We start from the raw sequence: 21,244 nt of genomic DNA, 5'->3' as shown, positions 1-21,244 counted from the left end.
TCATTTCGTTGTCAATTGTTATAGAAATTGGCACAAGTATTGAAAAATGTTACACAGACTGTTTTATAAACAAAAAATTTATTGTAAATTAGTTTTTATTTAAATTTAAAATTATGGTTAAGACTTTATTCATCAGTTTGTTTCTAATGATTTCCGGTGCGATTTACGCGCAATCTCCCGTAGGTGTTTGGAAAACGATAGATGACGAAACAGGAAAAGCCAAATCACATGTTGAGATATTCGAGAAAAACGGAAAATTGTACGGTAAAGTTATCAAAATTCTGACAGTTGGAAAAGAAAACGCAAAATGCACCGATTGTAAAGGAGATTTGAAAAACAAACCAATCGTGGGAATGCAAATCCTCAACAACCTGAAAAAAGACGGTAACGAGTGGTCTGGCGGAACGATATTGGATCCGAACAGTGGAAAAGAATACAAAGCAAAAATGTCGCTCAATAGCAAAGATAAAAACAAGCTAGATGTAAGAGGTTACATCGGAATCTCGCTTGTAGGGCGTACCCAAACTTGGGAAAGAGTGAAGTAACCGCTTCTGTATCAAAAAACAAATCGTGACCTGAAGTCTTCGTGCTTTGGGTCATTTTTTTAGCTAAATTTGCCCCATTATATCCAATCAATGAGTTTGTACAAAAGGGCTTTATCATACGCCAAACCATACCGTTCATCGTTTGTTACCGCCATCGTTTTCAACCTGCTCTATGCGATTTTCAATGTGATTGCCTTGGCATTCATGATGCCAATACTCCGGGTTTTGTTCAACGAAGACGAACAAACCATCGTGACCAAACCCGAGTTTTCGGGCGAATTGTTGGGCATCGTAGATTACCTTACGAATTACAGTAAATATTGGATGCAAGAACTTACCCAAACCAAAGGACAATTGTATGTGTTGGCAGTTTCATGCGTCGTTTTCATTGTAAGTTTTCTTTTTCGAAATCTTTTCAGTTACTTGTCAGAATACTGTTTGATCGACTTCCGTTCAGGGGTTACCCGAGATTTGCGAGAGCACTTGCACAACAAGATTATCGAATTGCCGGTTTCTTTTTTTACCGAAAAACGAAAAGGAGATATGGTTACCAGAATATCGAATGATGTGAATGAAATCGAAGCCAATATCCTCAATGCCATTGTAGAAATTGTGCGTTCACCTGTTATGATCATCATTTTTATTGGGGTGTTGTTTTATACAAGTGCAGAGCTCACTTGGTTTGCGATTTTGGTTTTCCCGATTATGGGCGCATTGATTTCGCTGGTTGGGAAAAGTTTGAAACGCGCCGCTCGAAATGCCCAAGAAGAGCTGTCGAATATCATTACTTTTGTAGACGAAACTTTGAGTTCGCTCAAGATTATCAAAATATTCAACGCCGAATATCAGATCAAAAATCGGTTTTCTTTTTCGATCAACAACTATCGAAATTACCTTCAGAAAGTGATGCGAAAGCGAGCATTGGCTTCGCCTATGAGCGAATTTTTGGGCGCAATCACCATTGGTCTAATTGTCTTTTTTGGAGGGAAACTGAGTTTGGAAGGCAAGGGCTTATCTGGTTCGGAATTTATTTTTTATATCGCAACCTTTTATACTTTACTAGATCCGATAAAGAAATTTTCTAAAGCCTTATCCGATGTACAAAAAGGCGAAGTTTCAGCTCAACGTATCTTCGATATTTTAGATTCTGATGTTACCATCAAAGACCAACCAAATGCCAAGGTTTTGGAGTCTTTTGACCATCAAATAGAATTCAGAAATGTAAATTTTGGTTATCAAGATCAGTTGGTTGTGAAGGATTTTAATCTGACAATCAATAAGGGTGAAACGGTTGCTTTGGTCGGACAATCGGGTTCTGGTAAATCTACTTTAGCAAATCTCATCACCCGTTTTTGGGATGTGAGTTCTGGTGAAATTCTGATCGATGGCATCAACATCAAAGACATCACTTTGCATTCTTATCGAGCGTTGTTCGGACTCGTCACACAAGATTCGATTTTGTTCAATGATAGCGTTGCGAATAATATTGCGTTGGGAGACGATACGCCCGATTTTGAACAAATAAAAAATGCTGCTCGTATTGCAAATGCCGAAGAATTTATCGTCAATTTGCCTCAACAGTACAACGAATCGGTTGGCGAAGGAGGCAATAAACTTTCAGGAGGGCAAAAGCAACGCTTGTCTATTGCCAGAGCGGTCTATAAAAATCCGCCGATCATGGTGTTAGACGAGGCAACTTCGGCGTTGGATACCAAGTCAGAAAAATTGGTGCAAAACGCACTCAACAACATGATGCAAAACAGAACTTCGTTGGTCATTGCTCATCGATTATCGACTATACAAAACGCCGATAAAATTGTGGTGATGGACGATGGTAAGATCATTGAACAAGGCACGCACCAGAGTTTATTAGAAAAAAAAGGAGTCTATTCGAATTTGGTAAACATGCAAAATTTTGCCTAATACCCCAAGTTGTTTCTAGGAAAGAGGCGCATTGGTTTGATATTTTTTTAATGCAGTTGAAACCCTAAAGTCATCAAATCTCGCCAAAAATCGGGATAAGATTTTTCGACCACTTCCGGATGCTCGATGGCGATAGGATGTAAGACAGCCAAAGGTGCTACACACATTGCCATACGATGATCGTTGTAAGTTTCGAATGTTGGAATTTCATCAAACTTCTCTCGATATCCTGTAATTCGGAGCGAATCTGCCGTAATGTGTACAATCGCTCCAAGTTTTTCCAATTCGTTTTTTAGAGCCTGTAAACGATCTGTTTCTTTTATTTTTAACGTTTCCAAACCAGTGAGATGGCATTTCAACTGTTTTCCCACGCAAGTCACAGCAATTGTTTGGGCAATATCAGGCGTGTGATTCATATCCAATTCTACGTATTCTGATAATTCGAAATTTGGATTGTTTTTTAAATGTAATATGCCGTTATCGAATGTTGAATCTACGCCAAAATGTTTTCGATACAACGCTTGCAAAGCCGAATCGCCCTGAAGCGAAGCTGCATAATAGGTCGAAATTTGAATTTCGCTTTTCAAACTCAACGCCACGATGCTATAATAATATGATGCCGAACTCCAATCTGACTCGACTTGTATGGTTCGGCTTTCGATATTTTTTTTAGGTTTAATGCTGATGGTGTTGTTTTGTATATTCGCATCAATTCCAAGTTTGTTCATCAGTTTTATGCTCATCAAGAGGTAAGGTTTCGAGATGATTTTGCCTTGCAATTCGATGGTTAAACCTTGCTCTAGTTGCGTGCCGATGAGCATGAGCGCCGTAATATATTGCGAACTCACATCGGCCGGAATTACAATGGAGAATTGCTGAAGTTTTTTACCCGAAATTCTCAAAGGCGGAAATCCTTCTTTTTCTAAATACGAAATATCAGCTCCTAAGGCTCGTAATGCTTCGACCAAAACTTGTATTGGGCGTTGTTTCATGCGATCAGAGCCTGTAAGGGTAACCGTTTTGTTTTCTTGTATAGCAAAATATGCCGTGAGAAATCGCATGGCAGTCCCCGCATGATGAATATCGATAAGACTGTCGCTTGTTACTAAAGCTTTTTGCATCAATTGCGTGTCTTCAGCGTTCGATAGATTCTCGATATTCAGGGTGTTTTGATACAATTGATTGAGTAACAATAAGCGATTCGACTCGCTTTTGGATCCTGTGATTTGTATCGAGCCTCGTACGGGCAATCCGCTGCTGCTAAGCTGTATCATGATTTCAACTTGTCGTTGTTTTGATGGCGATCGTGATCTCGTTTGGTTTTTATTTCCAATTTTTTATAAAACGCCGACTCAAGGTCTACGCCTGTCTGATTTGCCAGGCAAAGGGCAACGAAAATGACGTCTGCCAACTCTTCGCCAAGGTCTTTATTTTTGTCAGATTCTTTTTCAGATTGTTCACCGTAACGACGGGCAATAATACGAGCAACTTCGCCTACTTCCTCGGTCAATTGCGCCATGTTGGTCAACTCGTTGAAATAACGAACGCCATGTTCTTTTATCCAATTGTCTACATCTTGTTGGGCTTGTTTCAAACTCATGTCAATTTTTTTGGTTTAAAGTTAAAAATAAAAAACTGGATCAAAACCCCACTTTACGAGAATATTGTATCATCTAAACGAAGTGTTGTAATGGTAGAATGCTTCGCAAAGAAATTGGTCGAAAACAGATTAGAATTTCAGTTTCGAATCTAACAGAATGGTTACCGGTCCGTCGTTCAACAGCTCGACCTTCATATCTGCTCCAAAAATTCCGGTTTGAATAGGTTTATGAAAATCGCTTTGAATACGGTCTAAAAAATCCTCGTATTGCGCCTTTGCCAAATCGGGTTTTGATGCTAAAATATACGAAGGGCGATTGCCTTTTTTCGTAGAAGCATGAAGCGTAAATTGGCTCACGACCAGTAAATTACCATCGACCTGATCCAAGTTGAGGTTCATAACACCGTCTTCATCATTGAAGATTCGTAATTGCAGAATTTTTTTGGCTATCCAATCGTAGTCGACCTGTGTGTCTTCTGGTTCAAATCCGACCAAAACCAACAATCCGTTTTGTATTTCACCAGTGATTTTTCCGTCTACCTTTACCGAAGCGTGACTTACCCGTTGTATTATCGCTCGCATCTTTATTTTTCGTTATATATTTCTTCTTCCAAAAAGGTTAAATAATTTTCATAGCGCGACGGTGCAATTTCCATGGCTTCTACCGCATCGCGTACAGCACATTTGGGTTCGTTGAGGTGTAGACAATTGTCGAATTTACATTCGCTTCTGCGTTCGAATATTTCTGGGAAATAATGTTGAAGCTCTGCTTTGTCGAAATGTACCAAACCAAACTCTTTGATGCCTGGCGTATCGATGATAAAGCCGCCAAAAGGCCATTTGAACATTTGGGCAAAAGTAGTGGTGTGTTGTCCTTTACTATTAAAATCTGATACCTGATGCGTTTTCAGGTTCAAACCTGGATGCAAAGCATTGATCAAGGTCGATTTTCCAACTCCGGAATGTCCAGAAACTAGACTGGTTTTGTCTTTCATTAAATCTTTTACCAAATCCAGATTCAGACCGGTTTCGGCCGAAATATCCAAACTTTCGTAACCTATCGAATTGTAAATGTGTTTGTATAAAGCCAAATCGTCTAAATCTTCTGGCGTATAAGCGTCTATTTTGTTGAATAAAATAACCACGGGAATATGGTAGGCTTCGGCAGTAATCAGAAAACGATCGATAAAACCAAAAGATGTTTTGGGGTTTGCCAGGGTAACAACCAAGAAAGCAACATCGATATTAGACGCGATGATATGAGTTTTTTTGGACAAATTCACCGATTTGCGGATGATGTAATTCTTACGATCGTGAATATTGGTAATCACGGCAATTCCATCTTTGTCGATCTCGAAATCGACCTCGTCTCCAACCGCAACTGGATTGGTGTGTTTGATGTTTGCCATTCTGAATTTACCTCTTATTCGGGCTTGGTAAGCGGCGCCATCTTCTGTGCGAAGGTGATACCAACTACCAGTAGATTTTGTTACAATTCCCTTCAAACCGAATTAATTTTTTTCTTCTTTTTTTGTCATCACTTTGTTTTGTTGTGCCACAGATTCTTGGTGTAGCGCTTGTAATAACTTGTCTATAAAATCTTCTGAAAGACCGAGAGAAGCTCCTGTTTTTATCGAACTTTCTTTGATTTGTTTCCATCGTTCTGGCTGAAAAACCGCTACATTATGCTCCTTTTTCAATTCGCCAATCGCATTTGCAATCTTCATTCGTTGCGCAATTGCATCCAAAATTACGCTGTCCAATTCATCGATCTGATGACGTAAACTCTGTAAACAAGTTTTGTAAATCGAATCTGGATCATCTGACTGTCGCAACTCTAAATTTACTAAAATTTCTTTTAATCTCGCTGGTGTAATCTGTTGTGCCGCATCGGACCAAGCTTCGTCTGGGTTGCAGTGCGTTTCGATCATCAGGCCATTGTATTCGAAGTTGAAGGCTTGTTGCGATACGTCGAACAATCCTTCGCGATTACCGCAAATGTGCGAGGGGTCGCAAATGATTGGGATGTTTGGCAATTTGTTTTTGAAATCCAATGCAATTTGCCACTGTGGATCGTTGCGGTATTTTGTTTTTTTGTAGGATGAAAAACCTCGATGTATAGCACCCAAATTTCGGATTCCTTGACCTTCGAGGCGTTCGAGCGCGCCAATCCACAAGTCCAAATCTGGATTTACCGGATTTTTTACCAAAACAATTTTATCGGTATCGCGCAAAGCTTCGGCAATTTCTTGTACAGTAAACGGATTTACACTCGAGCGAGCGCCAATCCACAGTACGTCTACGTCGTATTCTAAGGCTAATTTGGCATGATTGGCATTGGCAATTTCTGTTGCGATCATCATCCCAAATTCGTCTTTTACCTTTTTCAACCAGTTCAATCCAATTGCGCCAACACCTTCGAAACTGTTTGGTTTTGTGCGTGGCTTCCAAATTCCTGCCCGAAAAACTTGTACATAATCTTTGTCGATTTCCTCGGCTGTGGTCATCATTTGTTGCTCGCTTTCTGCACTGCAAGGACCTGCAATGATGAGGGGTTTTTCGAATTGGCTTATCCAGTTGTTGTTTTTCATCATACCGACAAATTTAAGAGTTATAGCGCATTAAACCATTTAAAAAACTTGTTATTTCGACGGCATTGATCAAAAAATCGTTTGCCTAATTTTTGGTGGTTTTTTGGGCAGTTTTTCTTTAGTAGAATGCGAGATGTTCTACAAGAGTTGCAAGCAATTATTAATATAATTTTTAAATGGTCTAAAGGTTTTTTAATTTTATCGCAAATATTATGCAATGGGAATCATCATTAAAGATTTATCTAAATCTTACGGTCAACAACAAGCGCTACGAAATGTTTCTTTTTCTATAAAAAAAGGTGAGGTTGTTGGACTTCTCGGTCCGAATGGCGCAGGAAAATCGACGCTTATGAAGTGTATTACCAATGCTATAGAACCAGATGCGGGCGAAGTTTTGGTTGATGATTTTTCGATAAAAAACAATCCTTTGCACACCAAAAAACTCATCGGTTTCCTGCAAGAAAACAATCCTTTGTATACGGAGATGTATGTAAAAGAATATTTGCAGTTTGTGGCAAATATGAGAGGCGTGAAAAAAGAAAACATCGATACGCTTATCGACCGTGTAGGATTGACCCCAGAGAAAAATAAAAAAATACAACAATTATCGAAAGGCTACAAACAGAGAGTTGGTCTGGCTCAAGCGATATTGTCTAGCCCAGAAATTCTCATACTAGACGAGCCCACGAATGGTCTGGACCCTAATCAAATTATAGAAATCAGAGAATTGATTCGCGAAATTGGTCGTGAAAAAACGGTGATCCTATCGACGCATATCATGCAAGAGGTTGAAGCGCTGTGTTCTCGAGTAATACTGTTGAACAAAGGCGAAATTATTGCCGACCAATCGATAGAAGAGTTCAAAGGGCAATACCAAAGTCTGGAAGAGGTTTTTCAGGTGATGACCAATAAGTAACGAGCCAAATTGCGCAGAGCCGAAGCGTTAATTACTCTTTTTCAAGAGAAAGACTTGCTTTATTTTTTCGGCATTTATTTTGGTGTTTTTTGCGGTAGATTCTAGAATCGAAATTAGCAAATCAACCTCTTCTGCCGAAGCCGGGCTGCCAATGTTTTCACCCTCGAATTTCGAGTCTTTCAATACCTGGGCGTTTTCGTCCAAAATCACCCAATACGGCAAACCTTGATTTTTACCGCCTAGTTTTTCTACCAATTTGTCTCCATCGGGCGTGTTCAATTTTGCTTTTTCGCCACGTTCCTCAACGGTGATAAAAACTTTTATATAATTATCATCAAAATAATCCTTCACCAAAGGGTCTTCCATGTTTTTCTCCATTTTTTTACACCATCTGCACCAAGAGGCATGAAAAATCAGCATAACATTTTTGTTTTCAATTTTGGCTTGGTTATAAGCTTTATTCATGATTTCGCCGGCGGTTTGTGCTTGTAAAAAAGACGCTACAACGAGAAATAGACCAGCTAATATTGTTTTGATGTTCATAATTTTTTTCTAATTGAATGGGATAAATGTAGGAAAAATAGAAAAATGGAGTTAAAAATTCTTTTAAATCTACCGTATTTTAACGCAATAATAACGGTTTTTAAAACTCATTAAGATTAATCTAAAAAAAATTATTAGTTCGATTATTTTTTTCTATGTTTTGGTCGGATGAGTCGAATGCGTAAAAGTAAGTTGGATTAGAAGTGAAGGGATATTGCGCTTAGATGGAAATCATTATCTTTGCAAAAATTTCAGAACGATTTTCTGATCAATCAGTATTAATAAAAAGAATCACAACATATGAAATGTGGAATTGTTGGATTGCCAAACGTTGGTAAATCAACCTTATTCAATTGTTTGTCAAATGCCAAAGCACAATCGGCAAACTATCCTTTCTGTACTATAGAACCCAATGTAGGAACAGTTTCTGTACCCGATACTCGGCTCAATGAGCTCGAAGCTATTGTAAAACCAGAACGAGTAGTGCCTGCCGTGGTAGAGATAGTAGATATCGCAGGTTTGGTAAAAGGCGCAAGCAAAGGCGAAGGGCTTGGAAATCAGTTTTTAGGAAATATCAGAGAATGCCACGCCATCATTCACGTATTGCGTTGTTTCGAAAATGAAAACATTACGCATGTCGATGGTACTGTAGATCCGATAAGAGACAAAGAAACAATCGATTTGGAGTTGCAATTGAAAGATTTGGAAACGGTGACCAAACGCATCGAAAAATCTAGAAAAGCAGCCAAAGCAGGTAACAAAGAAGAGCAAAAAATAGTAGAAGTGCTTACCGCTGTAATTGCCCATCTCGAAGAGATGAAGAATGTTCGAGAAATGGACTTAGACGAAAAAGGAAAAGAGATTGTAGAGGCGTTACAATTGATTACCGCAAAACCTGTATTGTATCTGTGCAATGTAGACGAATCTTCTGCTAAGGACGGCAATGAGTTGGTCGAACGCGTAAAAGAAGCCGTGAAAAACGAAAAGGCAGAAGTGTTGATTCTTGCTGCGCAAATAGAAGCTGATATCAACGAGTTGGAAACCTTCGAAGAGCGTCAAATATTTTTAGAAGAATTAGGTTTAGAAGAGCCAGGTGTCAATCGCCTTATCCGTTCGGCTTATAGTTTGTTGGATTTAGAAACATATTTCACGGCAGGTGTAAAAGAAGTTCGCGCCTGGACGATAAACAAAGGTTCGACAGCTCCGCAAGCCGCTGGTGTCATTCACACCGATTTCGAGAAAGGATTCATTCGTGCCGAAGTCATCAAATTCCAAGATTTCTTGACGTATGGTTCAGAAGCCAAATGCCGCGAAGCTGGAAAATTGAACTTAGAAGGCAAGTCGTATATCGTACAAGATGGCGATATTATGCACTTCTTATTCAATGTATAACAGCATCAAAACACGATCCAATACAAAGCCCAACTTTAGATGTTGGGTTTTTTTTATTGTATTTACTTACAATATTAAAAATAACGAATGTGATTTAAAATTTATTACTTTTAGGATCTGTCCTTTCTTCAACCTCAATGTTTGCTCAGACAACTACCGTATTATACGAGAATTTTAGTAGTGCGGTAACAACCGATTTGTGGACAATCGCCGATCGCGATGGTGTGAACGATGTTTGGGAAATTGTAGATGATGCTGAGGCTCCTGATGAAGATGTTCCAGCTTTCGAAGGTGGTTTTGCTTGGTCTTGGTCTTGTTTTTTTCCCGCTAACGCCAGACAACACCTTAACCAGTCCGTCGATTTCTTTACCAGAAGATGGTGTTTTGAATTTATCTTTCAAATTGACTGCACTGACTGATATCCCAGGTTTAGAAGAGCATTATGCTGCTTATGTCATTCCGGAAGGCGCTGCATTTACCGGAAGCGGAACGCTAGTTTTCGTAGAAACTTTAGACGCAGGTTACACAACTGTAGCCAAAACGGTGAACGTGGATATTTCTGAATTTGCAGGGCAAAATGTTCAAATCGTATTCAGATATTACGATAGTACCAATATATTTTTCATTGCGCTCGACGACGTGAAAGTAGAATCTTCACCAAGCTTAGGAGTTTTGGACGTTGCGAAAGATCAAGTTGTAGTGAATCCAGATCAAGAGGTAGTTAAAATCAAAGGTTTTGAGAATGTAAACGAGGTCAGAGTTTTTGACTTAACTGGTAAAAAAGTAAAACAAGTAAAAGACCAAGCAGTAGACGTTTCTGCATTGTCAAAAGGGATTTCATTGTGAATTTCTATAACGATAAAGTAGTCGTTTCTAGAAAAACTATGGTAAAATAAACCCTAAAGAAGCTGTTTCAATGGAGTAGAGCGCTTGTAATAGCCTTCTTTTGATACAGCTTCTTTTCATTTCAATCGTTCGATTGCTAAAGATTTTCGTTTTCGATCGAAATAAAATCTAAACTTCATATTCCAAAATCGTGGCAAAAACCGAAAGAGGAATTGAAATTGTTTTTTCGGGATGATTGCCGCACATTAAAATCCTTCCGTTTGCTCCATTCAATTTCGAGAAATAAGCAAAAGCATTTTCTTTCTGTTTCAAACCTCAAGCTACCTCTTGACGGAAAGCATTTTATTTGCTTTTAAAATCAAAAATTTTTTTTATATTTTTGTGCTATGGCAGATAATGTAACAGACTCAGCATTACAAAATTCATCCATAAAGTATACCGAAGACAACATCAAGACGCTCGATTGGCGAGAGCATATCCGCATGCGTCCGGGGATGTATATCGGTAAGTTGGGTGATGGCTCTTCGCAAGACGACGGAATTTATATTCTGTTGAAAGAAATCGTGGACAACTGTATCGACGAATTTGTGATGGGTGCAGGTAAAACGGTAGAAATCAATTTGCGTGATGATGAGGTTACCGTTCGCGATTATGGCCGCGGAATTCCGCTTGGTAAAATGGTCGACGCTGTGTCGAAAATGAATACTGGTGGTAAATATGATTCTCAGGCATTTAAAAAATCTGTCGGACTCAATGGGGTGGGAACCAAGGCGGTGAATGCCCTTTCGAGTTATTTCAGGGTCCAATCGGTGCGCGAAGGAAGAACGCGAATCGCAGAATTTTCTAAAGGCGAACTCGTGCAACAAGAAGAAGAAAAAGATAGCTCGTTGCGACATGGAACCAAAATTACTTTTGTTCCAGACGGTACTATTTTCACGCATTTCAAGTTTCGAAAAGAGTACATCGAAAAGATGTTACGTAATTACGTTTACCTCAATCCAGGACTCAAAATAATTTTCAACGGAGAGGAGTTTTTCTCTAAAGATGGACTCAAAGATTTGTTGCGAGACAATATCGAAGAAGAAACCATTTACGATATCATCCACCTGAAAGGAGAGGACATCGAAATTGCGATGACCCACAGTTCCAAATCCTATTCCGAAACCTATTATTCGTTTGTAAACGGACAAAATACCACGCAAGGAGGGACGCATCTTGCAGCTTTTAAAGAGGCTGTAGTCAAGACTTTGCGCGAGTTTTATAATAAAAATTACGATCCTACCGATATTCGAAAATCCATTATTGGAGCGGTATCGATTAAAGTGATCGAACCTGTTTTCGAATCGCAAACCAAAACCAAATTAGGTTCAACCGATATGGGACCAGGTTTGCCAACTGTGCGAACGTATATTAACGATTTTATAAAAACGAATCTGGACAACTTTTTGCACAAAAATCCAGAAGTTGCACAAGCTTTAGAGCGAAAAATTAGACAATCGGAAACCGAACGAAAAGAACTGTCTGGAATTCGAAAATTGGCAAGAGATCGCGCCAAAAAAGTAAGCTTGCACAACAAAAAGCTGAGAGATTGTCGCCAACATTACAACAACCCAAAAGACGAATTGCGCTTAGATTCTACTCTGTTCATTACCGAAGGCGATTCGGCGAGTGGTTCTATCACAAAAAGTAGAAATGTAGAGACACAAGCTGTTTTTAGCCTTAGAGGTAAGCCGCTCAATACTTATGGTTTGACCAAGAAAATTGTTTACGAAAACGAAGAGTTCAACCTCTTACAAGCCGCCCTCAATATCGAAGACAGCTTAGAAGATTTGCGGTACAACAATGTGGTGATCGCTACAGATGCCGACGTAGATGGGATGCACATTCGCTTGCTGATAATTACATTTTTTCTTCAGTTTTTTCCAGAACTTATAAGAGACGGACATCTGTATATTCTTCAAACACCGCTATTTAGAGTGCGAAATAAAAAAGAAACGCGCTATTGCTATACCGAAGAAGAACGCTTGGCGGCGATAAACGAATTGGGTAAAAACCCAGAAATTACGCGATTCAAAGGTTTAGGAGAAATCTCGCCAGACGAATTCAAACATTTCATTGGGAAAGATATTCGCCTCGAGCCTGTGATGATCGGGAAAGATACTACCATAGAGCAATTGCTCGAATTTTATATGGGTAAAAACACCCCAACACGACAAGAATTTATCATCAATAATCTAACGTTAGATATTATTCAGAATTAAACCATTTACCCTCAAAAACCTGTGAAATCTATTTATCAATGAAAATTAAGAACCCTCATATTATTTCTCGCATGAAATGGCTGAACCTGACACTTTTGATCGTGCTTGTTATGATCGTCCTAGTGTATGCGTTGCCCGTACGAGTGATTGCCAACCATATTCCGTTACCACTGAGTTTAGGAGCTTATATTGCCGTGATTGCCATTCTTTTGTACCGAGGCAATCAGTATTATGAATACGATACAGCTGGTGAAGTTTTCAATTTGCGAACAAAAAATCATGAAATATCAAGATTATTGATGAATAATGAGAAGAAGATCGATATTCCTAAATCTAAAATTGCAGATTATCGGGTAATACAAAAGCCACTGAAAACAGAATTGCAGTTGTTCATAAGAACCAAAAAAAGCAAAACTGGCATTACCAAAGTCAAGTTTAGCCTAAGCTATATGCCCAAAAAAGAATTACAACAAGTAAAAGAAGATTTAGAAAATATTATCACCCAAAACAACAAATCGCAACGTCTCAATTTGTCGAATAGGTTCAACAGTCAAGTAGTTTATTAGTAAAATGAGTAATCAAGAAGGCGAAAGTATAAAAAAAATATCTGGAATGTACGAAGACTGGTTTTTAGACTATGCTTCGTATGTTATTTTAGAACGTGCCATTCCTTCGATATTCGATGGGTTGAAACCCGTACAACGCAGAATTCTCCATTCGATGCGAGAATTAGAAGATGGACGTTACAATAAAGTAGCCAATGTGGTCGGCAATACGATGAAGTATCACCCACATGGCGATGCGTCCATCACCGATGCCATGGTGCAAATTGGGCAAAAAGAACTGTTGATCGATACCCAAGGGAATTGGGGAAATATCTTGACAGGCGATCGTGCAGCAGCAGCTCGTTATATAGAAGCTAGGCTCACAAAGTTTGCATTAGAAGTCGTTTACAACCCCAAAACTACACACTGGCAACCGTCTTACGATGGTCGAAATCGAGAACCAATCGATTTGCCTGTAAAATTTCCATTGCTGTTGGCACAAGGCGTAGAAGGGATTGCCGTTGGTCTGTCGACCAAAATATTACCACATAATTTTATCGAACTCATCGATGCGTCTATCGCTCATCTAAGGGGAAGGAAATTTCAGCTTTTTCCAGATTTTCAGACTGGAGGTTTGATCGATGTCGCAGATTATAATGATGGATTGCGGGGTGGGAAAGTTCGTATTCGAGCAAAAATTGCTCAAGTCGATAAATCGACGCTTCGTATCAGCGAAATACCATTCAGTACAACAACCGGATCGCTGATCGATTCTATTCTGAAAGCCAATGATAAAGGCAAAATCAAAGTTAAGAAAATAGAAGACAACACGGCGGCAACGGTAGAAATCCTCATTCATTTGCAGGCCGGAACCAGTCCAGACAAGACCATAGACGCGCTCTATGCATTCACAGATTGCGAAATTTCGGTCTCGCCCAATGCCTGTGTAATCGATGAGAATCGACCAGAGTTTCTGACCGTTTCAGACATCCTGCGTCGAAATACCGATAACACCTTGGCGTTGCTCAGACGCGAACTCGAAATTGAGTTCGACGAGTTGCAAGAGCAATGGCATTTCTCTTCTTTGGAACGAATTTTTATCGAGAATCGCATCTACCGAAGAATAGAAGAAGAAGAAACCTGGGAAGGCGTGATCCAAACCATAGATGAAGGTTTGAAACCATTTACCCAACATTTGCTACGTGCGGTAACAGAAGAAGATATTGTAAAACTTACCGAAATACGCATCAAACGTATCTCAAAATTCGATTTAGACAAAGCCAAAGAGTACATAGAATCGTTAGAAGAGAAAATAGCACAAGTCAAATACAACCTAGAAAACTTGGTGGATTATGCGGTAGACTATTTCAAATCGCTGAAAGAGAAATATGGAAAAGGAAAAGAAAGAAAGACCGAAATCAGGGCGTTTGATACCATAGATGCTACAAAAGTGGCGATTGCCAATACCCGTTTCTATGTCGATAGAGCCGAAGGTTTTATTGGAACTTCGCTCAGAAAAGACGAATTTTTGTTCGAATGTTCCGATATCGATGACATCATTGTTTTTCGTAACGACGGCTCCATGATTGTGACCAAAGTCGACTCGAAAACCTTTGTAGGAAAAGGAATTGTGCATGTTGGCGTTTGGCGTAGAAACGATAAGCGAACCATTTACAACATGATTTATCGCGACGGGAAAAACGGTCCGGCTTACCAAAAACGTTTTGCCGTAACGGCTATTACGCGCGACAAAGAATACGATTTGACCAACGGAAACATCGGCTCGGAAATTTTGTATTTCTCGGCAAATCCGAACGGAGAGGCAGAAGTGGTGTCGATTATTCTAAAAACGCATCAACGCATCAAAAAATTAAAATTCGATATCGATTTTGCAGATTTGGCGGTGAAAGGCAGAGCTTCTAAAGGAAATCTGGTGACCAAATATCCGATAAAAAAAGTAGAACTCAAACAAGAAGGCGTCTCTACATTGGCACCAAGAAAAATATGGTTCGATGATGCCGTGAAACGTTTGAATGCAGATGAGCGAGGACGATTTTTGGGCCATTTCAAAGGCGAGGACAAAATCCTTACGCTCAACGCCAAACAAGGCGAAGCTCGACTGATGAGTTTCGATTTGACAAATCATTTCAGCGACGAATTTCAAGTAATAGAAAAATGGCGTCCTCACAAACCGCTGACCTGTGTCTATTTCGATGCAGAAAAAAACCGATATTTCGTGAAAAGATTTTTATTAGAAGACACGCTGAATGTGCAAAACTTCTTTCCGTCTGAAGACGAAAAATCTTTTGTAGAATTGGTCTCTACAGCTTATAAACCCGTAATCGAATTGGTTTTTTCTAAAGAAAGAGGACAAGAACGAGAACCAGAAAAAATAGAATTAGAAGAATTTATCGCCGTGAAAGGAATTAAGGCGCAAGGCAATCAGTTGACCGTACACAAGCTGCGACAAATCAAAGTGTTAGAGCCAATTGCGTTTGAAGAAACTATAGAAGAAGCGCCAGAAGATCAAGAAAAAACAGATCTCGAGGGGTCGCAACAAACCTTATTTAAAGAATAAAATATGAACAATTTTCCCCTGATCGTCTTAGTCATCATCGCTGTAAATGCGGTTGTAAGTATGAGAGGTTTCTCTGATTTGGCTTTTTTCGAAAAGTATAAATTCAATGTTGCACGCATCCAAAACCAAAAAGAATATCACCGACTCCTCACGTCTGGTTTTCTGCATGTGAATTATACGCATCTCATTTTCAATATGTTGACCCTGTACTTCTTCTCTGGTATTGTAGTGTCTTTTTTTGGGAATCCACTGGTTGTTTTTGGCGATACTTCCTTTATGAATCAGAATCTTGGCAGTATTTTATTTTTAGTATTATACCTTTTATCCATTGTTGCAGGGAATGTTTTGGCTTTGTTCGAGCATAGAAATCAGCCCAATTATTCGGCGGTCGGTGCATCGGGTGGCGTTTCGGGCGTGTTATTTTCTGCGATTGCTGTGTATCCGACTTTGATGTTGGGAATCTTTTTTGTGATTCCGATGCCCGCATGGATTTTTGCCATTGTCTATTTAGGATTTTCGGTTTACGGCATGCGAAATAATCTCGGAAATTTGGGACATGCAGCACATTTGGGCGGTTCTATCTTTGGACTTTTAGGCACTATTCTCTATTTTCCAGAACTTTTACAAATCAATCGGTTTTATATCATTTTGATGTGCTTACCCATTGTTGCCTTGATGCTGATGATGCTATTTAATAAAAATAAAGCATAAAATATGGGCGCTACCTGTTTTTGAATCATGCTTCTTTCGAATTATTTGGGATTTCATCCGTATAATAAATCTTCTTTAAACGCTTTAAATTTTTGTTGTCTCATGTAATAAAAGTGCGTGCCATGAATTATGCCTTTGCCTTGCACCAGAATTTCATACTCTACAAAAAAATAATGGCGATTTTAATGAGCTTAAAAGATGGAATTCTTCGCTGCGTTTAGAATACAAAAATCCAATAAAATCGCTGTTGGTTAATATAGGGTATTCTTACAATTAGCTAGAAAACAATAGGTTGTATAATTATCGATACCTTGCCGATGAGAGTATAGTTTTGCAAAGCTTTGAACAAAAAAATCATCAAAAAATCATTCGCTAAACGGAAAAATCAGTCAGTACGTTTCGAAGCTTAAAACGACTTTCAATTTGGTTTCATCGTATCAGTTTGCAATCTATGATCAATTGCTAAACGATAATTTGAACGAGGTCGATAACACCATTTTACGAGCAATTTCGACACCAATTTCCGCTTGTTAAAATGGATAGGAGTGGAGTACAAATACAATCTGACGAATTATAAAAACAAACTTTCTGCGATGTCAACTTCGAGAAGAATTACCAATCAGTTGCATCAGGTTGTTTTGCATTTTTATGCTGGAGATCAACATGACGTCAAATTCAATTTGGATGCCTACAAAAACCAAGACAAACGCCTTAATCCGAATACAACATTTGGCACTGTTATGTACCGTTATGCTATGAAAAAGAAAAAGATTGATTTTGAGTTAAGCGCCTACAGCTTGTTCTATGAAAAGTATTTTTGCAGAATTCCTTTTCGTCTAATTTCGAGCAACATTTTGTTTATCAGCTGCGACCAGCGTAAGTGGTGTTCATCTCGAGGTTCAATTTTAAGAATCATATTATTAAAAATCCTAAAATTTATAAAAGATGAAGCGGGCGAAAGTCTGCTTTTGTTGTATAAAACTGAGTTTGGTTAATCATTTTTTTTAAAGTTTGCAAAGCTTTTTTAGATCACAAAAAAAATCACCTCCCAAAGCTGAAAGATGATGCTTTTTATGTTAAAATCAGTGTTTGATTTAAAGGATTCGTTTTGCGTACAAAAAACGTTTACCCCAATAAGAGTCGGTAATAGGGGTGATCACCACGCCTTTCGAAGTTGATGAGTGAATGAATTGCACCACGCCGTCTTCATTTTTACCATGAACAATGCCCACGTGCGTTACGCGACCTCTACCTTTGGTTGCAAAAAACACCAAGTCGCCTTCTTTCAATTCGTCTGTCGAAACTCGAAAACCTTCCTTTGCTTGGTCTGCCGAAACCCTTGGTAATTCTTTGTTGAACATCGAGAATACATTTCGTACAAATGCAGAGCAATCGATTCCTCTTCGTGTCGTACCTCCATAGCGGTACGGCGTTCCCAAATAAGTTTCTGCTTCTTTCAAAAGCAAATCGGTAAAGATGGTGTTGGTTTCCTCGACAATGGTATTCAACACGGCAAGCGTCTGAAATTCTTGTTTAATTTTTATTGGAGAAACTTCTATGGCACGCTTATTGATTAATTTGTTTTGAGCATTGAAAAATTTAGCTTGAGGTGCGAAACTTCTGTTAGCTAGGTGAGAAGAGTTATGATCGGTAATATTGGCAGTGGTTCCACACGATGTTAATATTAGGGTAAAAATCCCTGCTATAGCTCCTATTAATTTCGATTTCATATTCACTATTTTGAGTCTTACTCTGATGTTTTAGCATGCCAAAAATAGAAAAGTTGTTTCTAATAGACTTGCTCGTATACTGCATTTGACAATATTTTAACTACTTTAACATTTATTAACATACAAGGTCTTTCAAATTTATTTTTAAAAATAGTTGCGTATTTGTAAATAATGTTTAACTTTGCATCCGCTTTTGAGGTTGGGTTTTTAACTCATCTGAACGAAAGCGGTTGAAGAAGTCAATATTTTTAAAAATTAATTTGCTTAGATAAATAAAATATATTTATCTTTGCCGAACCAAAAAAAGAAGATAATTAATATTATTCGCTATGGCAAATCATAAGTCAGCTTTAAAGAGAATTAGACAGATCGCAGTTAGACGCGAAAGAAATAAATACTACCACAAATCTACTCGTACAGCAATCAAAAATTTGAGAAACGAGGAAGATAAAACGGTAGCACAAGAAAACTTGCCAAAAGTTTCTTCTATGATTGATAAGTTGGCTAAACGCAATATCATTCATAAAAACAAAGCGGCTAACTTGAAAAGCAAGTTGAGTAAGCACGTAAATTCTTTGGGTTAAGAACCTAAGAAGACACTATATAGTGCTCCCTTCGTCTATCGGTTAGGACATCAGATTTTCATTCTGAAAAGAGGGGTTCGATTCCCCTAGGGAGTACAAAGTTTCGCAACAGATAGCAAATGTTCGTTGCGATTTTTTTTCCTCATAAAAGTAGGAAATTGATTAAGATTGTTTTTTGTGTTTTGTTTGTAGAATGACCTTGGTGTCGTTCTAAGAGAAATGAAATGTCGCTGTATAGTTCTTTTATAGAATTATACTTCGGCCTTTCTTCGGAAGACGATTATAGAAAAGAAGGATTAGATATTTGCGCTCCCTTCGTCTATCGGTTAGGACATCAGATTTTCATTCTGAAAAGAGGGGTTCGATTCCCCTAGGGAGTACTTAAATGCAGTTCGTTTGGAGCTGCATTTTTTTATTGGTTGAAATTTCGTTAGACCAAGCTTCATTTTTTAAGTTTTTTCAGCCCAAGTCATTTCGTTTCTTCATGCTTTTGAGGTTTGATAATGAATAGGTTCGGAAAAATTTATAAAAAAACGCAATAAATCATTCAAAAAAAATTTGGATGTTAAAAAAAAGCTATTATTTTTGCCCTGCAATTGAAACAAAGATGCTCCCTTCGTCTATCGGTTAGGACATCAGATTTTCATTCTGAAAAGAGGGGTTCGATTCCCCTAGGGAGTACAAAAAAGCAGTTCGTTACGAACTGCTTTTTTTATTGCTCTGTTTTGTGGTCGAAACTATTCGGAAATTGAAATTTGATTTTATTGATCTTTTCATTGACCTGTTCTTCCATTTCGGTTTGATAGTTTTTTAAACTCTCCGAAACTTTTTCGTCATGTGAGCCAATAATGCGTGCAGCTAAAATCCCGGCGTTCTTTGCTGCATTCAAAGCCACTGTAGCAACAGGAATTCCGTTTGGCATTTGTAAGATAGACAAAATAGAATCCCAGCCATCAATAGAGTTAGACGATTTTATAGGAACTCCTACAACTGGCAATGTGGTAAGAGAAGCTACCATCCCTGGCAGATGAGCTGCGCCGCCCGCCCCAGCAATGATCACGCTCAGCCCACGTTCTTTTGCGGTTTGTGCATATTCTACCATTCGAATCGGAGTTCGGTGAGCCGAAACCACCGTCAGTTCATAATTTACGCCAAGTTCATCCAGTACTGTTGCAGCCTCTTGCATGATTGGCAAATCGCTGTCGCTGCCCATAATGATTCCTACCATAAAATTATTTTTTAGCAATTATTTTAATTGTTTTGTTGACCAATGCAATATTCTCCTTTAGTTGATCGATATCTTCGTGTAGTAAGGTGATGTGTCCCATTTTTCGACCAGGTCTTGTTTCGGATTTCGCATACCAATGCAAAAAAGTTCCGGATAATTTCAGAACTTCTTCTATGTTTTCGATCTGCGCTTCGCCCGATTCACCTTCTGCTCCAATTAGATTGACCATTGCAGAAGTGGTCAAAAGCTCGGTAGAGCCCAACGGCAGCTTCAACAAAGTTCTGAGCATCTGATCAAATTGTGATGATTTTGCTGCCTCTATGGTCGAGTGTCCCGAGTTGTGCACGCGGCATGCAGTTTCGTTTACCCAAATTTCATTTTCTTTGGTCCAAAACATTTCCACCGCAAAAACTCCAGCCGATTTTAGATTTCGCACCACGTCTTTGGCAATGTTTTCTGCTTTCTGTGCGACCTCAGTTGGTAAAGAAGAAGGCATCAAAAGATAGTCTAATAAGTTATACTCTTCGTTAAAAACCAATTCAACACAAGGGTAGGTCACAATGTTGTGCATATGATCGGCAACCACAATCACGGCAATTTCTTTTTGCACATTTGCAGGCTGTTCGAATACCGAAGTTGCCTGAAGCATGTGATCCAAATTGTTGTTATCTTTCAGAAATAGAACACCTTTCCCATCGTATCCACCCTTTCTAGTTTTCTGAAATAGGGGGAAGTCAACGGTTTTATTTTTTAAGTCTTCCCATTGGTCTAAAATAAAATAGGGTGCCGTCGGGATTTGATACTGATCGTAAAATTCCTTTTGCACACCTTTGTCTTGTATAATGGCTAAGGCTTCTGGATCTGGCACAATGTGTTTTCCCATTTTTTTCAGTTCGCGAAGCGCATCTGTATTCACATGCTCGATTTCGATTCCGATAGCGTCTAAGTTTTTTCCAAACTCGATTACGGTATCATAATCTGCAAAATCACCTTGCACAAAGTGATGAGCATGTAGCGCACAAGGCGCATGAGGTGAAGGGTCTAAAATGCTAATTTCTACGGGGTATTGTAAGGCATTTTGTAGGAACATGTAGCCTAATTGACCACCGCCTAAAATTCCGATTTTTGTCATCGTTATTGCTGATTTGTGTTTTGTATGTTGATGAAATCTACTGTTTTGTTGTAGCTACGACAAAGGTACAGAATAGGAAGATATTTTAATCTATTCTTTTTGTTGATGTCTATTTTTTA

20 protein-coding genes and 3 tRNA genes are annotated in these 21,244 nt (G+C 38.8%); 14 read left to right on the top strand and 9 right to left on the bottom strand.

Annotated elements, in window-relative coordinates; genetic code table 11:
- Positions 1 to 113: 113 nt before the first annotated feature.
- Positions 114 to 545: a DUF2147 domain-containing protein gene (locus tag BN8061_RS02585; RefSeq protein WP_068596223.1), complete on the top strand. Its 432-nt coding sequence runs from the start codon at positions 114 to 116 to the stop codon at positions 543 to 545.
- Between the two features lie 90 nt (positions 546 to 635).
- The gene (locus tag BN8061_RS02580; RefSeq protein WP_068596220.1) at positions 636 to 2,468 is read left to right on the top strand and encodes an ABC transporter ATP-binding protein; all 1,833 of its coding nucleotides are present in this window, start codon (positions 636 to 638) and stop codon (positions 2,466 to 2,468) included.
- A 47-nt stretch (positions 2,469 to 2,515) separates the two neighbouring features.
- Here the strand turns inward: BN8061_RS02580 and BN8061_RS02575 are convergent, their stop codons facing one another.
- The 5 genes from BN8061_RS02575 to BN8061_RS02555 all read right to left on the bottom strand — a co-directional run bounded on the left by BN8061_RS02575 (position 2,516) and on the right by BN8061_RS02555 (position 6,659).
- Positions 2,516 to 3,742, bottom strand: coding sequence for a 3-phosphoshikimate 1-carboxyvinyltransferase (locus tag BN8061_RS02575; RefSeq protein ID WP_068596218.1), 1,227 nt, complete (start codon positions 3,740 to 3,742; stop codon positions 2,516 to 2,518).
- Positions 3,739 to 4,068, bottom strand: a complete 330-nt coding sequence (locus tag BN8061_RS02570; RefSeq protein ID WP_068596216.1) for a nucleotide pyrophosphohydrolase — start codon at positions 4,066 to 4,068, stop codon at positions 3,739 to 3,741. The genes BN8061_RS02575 and BN8061_RS02570 overlap by 4 nt, the downstream gene beginning before the upstream one ends.
- Before the next feature lie 129 nt (positions 4,069 to 4,197).
- Complete coding sequence (dtd, locus tag BN8061_RS02565; RefSeq protein ID WP_068596214.1) at positions 4,198 to 4,650, bottom strand: D-aminoacyl-tRNA deacylase; 453 nt, start codon at positions 4,648 to 4,650, stop codon at positions 4,198 to 4,200.
- Positions 4,651 to 4,652: 2 nt separating this feature from the next.
- Positions 4,653 to 5,573, bottom strand: a complete 921-nt coding sequence (gene rsgA / locus BN8061_RS02560) for a ribosome small subunit-dependent GTPase A (RefSeq protein WP_068596211.1) — start codon at positions 5,571 to 5,573, stop codon at positions 4,653 to 4,655.
- Between the two features lie 6 nt (positions 5,574 to 5,579).
- A complete protein-coding gene (locus BN8061_RS02555) occupies positions 5,580 to 6,659 on the bottom strand; it encodes a bifunctional 3-deoxy-7-phosphoheptulonate synthase/chorismate mutase type II (protein WP_094745891.1) in 1,080 nt (359 codons plus the stop codon).
- Between the two features lie 217 nt (positions 6,660 to 6,876).
- Here BN8061_RS02555 and BN8061_RS02550 point away from each other — a divergent pair, with 217 nt between their 5' ends.
- Entirely contained in the window at positions 6,877 to 7,575 is a 699-nt protein-coding gene (locus tag BN8061_RS02550) for an ABC transporter ATP-binding protein (RefSeq protein ID WP_068596208.1), read from the top strand.
- 27 nt (positions 7,576 to 7,602) lie between these two features.
- Here the strand turns inward: BN8061_RS02550 and BN8061_RS02545 are convergent, their stop codons facing one another.
- The gene (locus BN8061_RS02545) at positions 7,603 to 8,118 is read right to left on the bottom strand and encodes a thioredoxin family protein (RefSeq protein WP_068596206.1); all 516 of its coding nucleotides are present in this window, start codon (positions 8,116 to 8,118) and stop codon (positions 7,603 to 7,605) included.
- A 300-nt stretch (positions 8,119 to 8,418) separates the two neighbouring features.
- Here BN8061_RS02545 and ychF point away from each other — a divergent pair, with 300 nt between their 5' ends.
- The 7 genes from ychF to BN8061_RS02510 all read left to right on the top strand — a co-directional run bounded on the left by ychF (position 8,419) and on the right by BN8061_RS02510 (position 17,446).
- A complete protein-coding gene (ychF, locus tag BN8061_RS02540; RefSeq protein ID WP_068596204.1) occupies positions 8,419 to 9,510 on the top strand; it encodes a redox-regulated ATPase YchF in 1,092 nt (363 codons plus the stop codon).
- Positions 9,511 to 9,777: 267 nt separating this feature from the next.
- Complete coding sequence (locus BN8061_RS02535) at positions 9,778 to 10,356, top strand: choice-of-anchor J domain-containing protein (RefSeq protein ID WP_162270400.1); 579 nt, start codon at positions 9,778 to 9,780, stop codon at positions 10,354 to 10,356.
- Positions 10,357 to 10,742: 386 nt separating this feature from the next.
- Complete coding sequence (locus BN8061_RS02530) at positions 10,743 to 12,617, top strand: DNA topoisomerase IV subunit B (RefSeq protein ID WP_068596200.1); 1,875 nt, start codon at positions 10,743 to 10,745, stop codon at positions 12,615 to 12,617.
- A gap of 38 nt (positions 12,618 to 12,655) precedes the next feature.
- On the top strand, positions 12,656 to 13,183 hold the full coding sequence (locus BN8061_RS02525) for a hypothetical protein (protein ID WP_068596199.1): 528 nt from the start codon (positions 12,656 to 12,658) through the stop codon (positions 13,181 to 13,183).
- A 4-nt stretch (positions 13,184 to 13,187) separates the two neighbouring features.
- Positions 13,188 to 15,740: a DNA gyrase/topoisomerase IV subunit A gene (locus BN8061_RS02520; RefSeq protein WP_068596197.1), complete on the top strand. Its 2,553-nt coding sequence runs from the start codon at positions 13,188 to 13,190 to the stop codon at positions 15,738 to 15,740.
- 3 nt (positions 15,741 to 15,743) lie between these two features.
- The gene (locus tag BN8061_RS02515; RefSeq protein ID WP_068596194.1) at positions 15,744 to 16,451 is read left to right on the top strand and encodes a rhomboid family intramembrane serine protease; all 708 of its coding nucleotides are present in this window, start codon (positions 15,744 to 15,746) and stop codon (positions 16,449 to 16,451) included.
- 527 nt (positions 16,452 to 16,978) lie between these two features.
- On the top strand, positions 16,979 to 17,446 hold the full coding sequence (locus tag BN8061_RS02510; RefSeq protein ID WP_068596192.1) for a hypothetical protein: 468 nt from the start codon (positions 16,979 to 16,981) through the stop codon (positions 17,444 to 17,446).
- Positions 17,447 to 17,545: 99 nt separating this feature from the next.
- Here BN8061_RS02510 and BN8061_RS02505 read toward each other — a convergent pair whose 3' ends face one another.
- On the bottom strand, positions 17,546 to 18,181 hold the full coding sequence (locus BN8061_RS02505; protein ID WP_068597869.1) for a C40 family peptidase: 636 nt from the start codon (positions 18,179 to 18,181) through the stop codon (positions 17,546 to 17,548).
- A gap of 329 nt (positions 18,182 to 18,510) precedes the next feature.
- On the opposite strand from BN8061_RS02505, the gene rpsT reads away from it, so the two are divergent.
- The 4 genes from rpsT (at position 18,511) to BN8061_RS02485 (ending at position 19,446) form a co-directional block, all read left to right on the top strand.
- The gene (gene rpsT / locus BN8061_RS02500; RefSeq protein WP_068596190.1) at positions 18,511 to 18,765 is read left to right on the top strand and encodes a 30S ribosomal protein S20; all 255 of its coding nucleotides are present in this window, start codon (positions 18,511 to 18,513) and stop codon (positions 18,763 to 18,765) included.
- A gap of 24 nt (positions 18,766 to 18,789) precedes the next feature.
- Positions 18,790 to 18,861, top strand: a tRNA-Glu gene (locus BN8061_RS02495).
- Positions 18,862 to 19,073: 212 nt separating this feature from the next.
- A tRNA-Glu gene (locus tag BN8061_RS02490) sits at positions 19,074 to 19,145 on the top strand.
- Between the two features lie 229 nt (positions 19,146 to 19,374).
- Positions 19,375 to 19,446, top strand: a tRNA-Glu gene (locus tag BN8061_RS02485).
- Positions 19,447 to 19,477: 31 nt separating this feature from the next.
- Here BN8061_RS02485 and purE read toward each other — a convergent pair.
- Positions 19,478 to 19,993: a 5-(carboxyamino)imidazole ribonucleotide mutase gene (purE, locus tag BN8061_RS02480; protein WP_068597867.1), complete on the bottom strand. Its 516-nt coding sequence runs from the start codon at positions 19,991 to 19,993 to the stop codon at positions 19,478 to 19,480.
- Positions 19,994 to 19,997: 4 nt separating this feature from the next.
- Positions 19,998 to 21,125 carry a 5-(carboxyamino)imidazole ribonucleotide synthase gene (locus BN8061_RS02475; protein ID WP_068596188.1) on the bottom strand — a complete coding sequence of 376 codons (1,128 nt, stop codon included), beginning with the start codon at positions 21,123 to 21,125 and terminating at the stop codon, positions 19,998 to 20,000.
- Positions 21,126 to 21,244 lie beyond the last annotated feature (119 nt).

The sequence above is a fragment of the Vaginella massiliensis genome, from assembly GCF_900089075.1.
Classification (GTDB): domain Bacteria; phylum Bacteroidota; class Bacteroidia; order Flavobacteriales; family Weeksellaceae; genus Weeksella; species Weeksella massiliensis_A.
The sequence above is the reverse complement of the archived record's forward strand: the minus strand, read 5'-3'. Positions and strand labels throughout refer to the sequence as shown.

What these genes read in the sequence shown, in the direction of transcription:
- purE (WP_068597867.1), bottom strand. Translation starts at nt 19,993, where the DNA reads ATGGTAGGAATCATTATGGGCAGCGACAGCGATTTGCCAATCATGCAA.
- BN8061_RS02515 (WP_068596194.1), top strand. Translation starts at nt 15,744, where the DNA reads ATGAACAATTTTCCCCTGATCGTCTTAGTCATCATCGCTGTAAATGCG.
- rpsT (WP_068596190.1), top strand. Translation starts at nt 18,511, where the DNA reads ATGGCAAATCATAAGTCAGCTTTAAAGAGAATTAGACAGATCGCAGTT.
- BN8061_RS02475 (WP_068596188.1), bottom strand. Translation starts at nt 21,125, where the DNA reads ATGACAAAAATCGGAATTTTAGGCGGTGGTCAATTAGGCTACATGTTC.
- ychF (WP_068596204.1), top strand. Translation starts at nt 8,419, where the DNA reads ATGAAATGTGGAATTGTTGGATTGCCAAACGTTGGTAAATCAACCTTA.
- BN8061_RS02580 (WP_068596220.1), top strand. Translation starts at nt 636, where the DNA reads ATGAGTTTGTACAAAAGGGCTTTATCATACGCCAAACCATACCGTTCA.
- BN8061_RS02505 (WP_068597869.1), bottom strand. Translation starts at nt 18,181, where the DNA reads ATGAAATCGAAATTAATAGGAGCTATAGCAGGGATTTTTACCCTAATA.
- BN8061_RS02585 (WP_068596223.1), top strand. Translation starts at nt 114, where the DNA reads ATGGTTAAGACTTTATTCATCAGTTTGTTTCTAATGATTTCCGGTGCG.
- BN8061_RS02575 (WP_068596218.1), bottom strand. Translation starts at nt 3,742, where the DNA reads ATGATACAGCTTAGCAGCAGCGGATTGCCCGTACGAGGCTCGATACAA.
- BN8061_RS02525 (WP_068596199.1), top strand. Translation starts at nt 12,656, where the DNA reads ATGAAAATTAAGAACCCTCATATTATTTCTCGCATGAAATGGCTGAAC.
- BN8061_RS02520 (WP_068596197.1), top strand. Translation starts at nt 13,188, where the DNA reads ATGAGTAATCAAGAAGGCGAAAGTATAAAAAAAATATCTGGAATGTAC.
- BN8061_RS02535 (WP_162270400.1), top strand. Translation starts at nt 9,778, where the DNA reads ATGAAGATGTTCCAGCTTTCGAAGGTGGTTTTGCTTGGTCTTGGTCTT.
- BN8061_RS02530 (WP_068596200.1), top strand. Translation starts at nt 10,743, where the DNA reads ATGGCAGATAATGTAACAGACTCAGCATTACAAAATTCATCCATAAAG.
- BN8061_RS02550 (WP_068596208.1), top strand. Translation starts at nt 6,877, where the DNA reads ATGGGAATCATCATTAAAGATTTATCTAAATCTTACGGTCAACAACAA.
- dtd (WP_068596214.1), bottom strand. Translation starts at nt 4,650, where the DNA reads ATGCGAGCGATAATACAACGGGTAAGTCACGCTTCGGTAAAGGTAGAC.
- BN8061_RS02545 (WP_068596206.1), bottom strand. Translation starts at nt 8,118, where the DNA reads ATGAACATCAAAACAATATTAGCTGGTCTATTTCTCGTTGTAGCGTCT.
- BN8061_RS02555 (WP_094745891.1), bottom strand. Translation starts at nt 6,659, where the DNA reads ATGAAAAACAACAACTGGATAAGCCAATTCGAAAAACCCCTCATCATT.
- BN8061_RS02570 (WP_068596216.1), bottom strand. Translation starts at nt 4,068, where the DNA reads ATGAGTTTGAAACAAGCCCAACAAGATGTAGACAATTGGATAAAAGAA.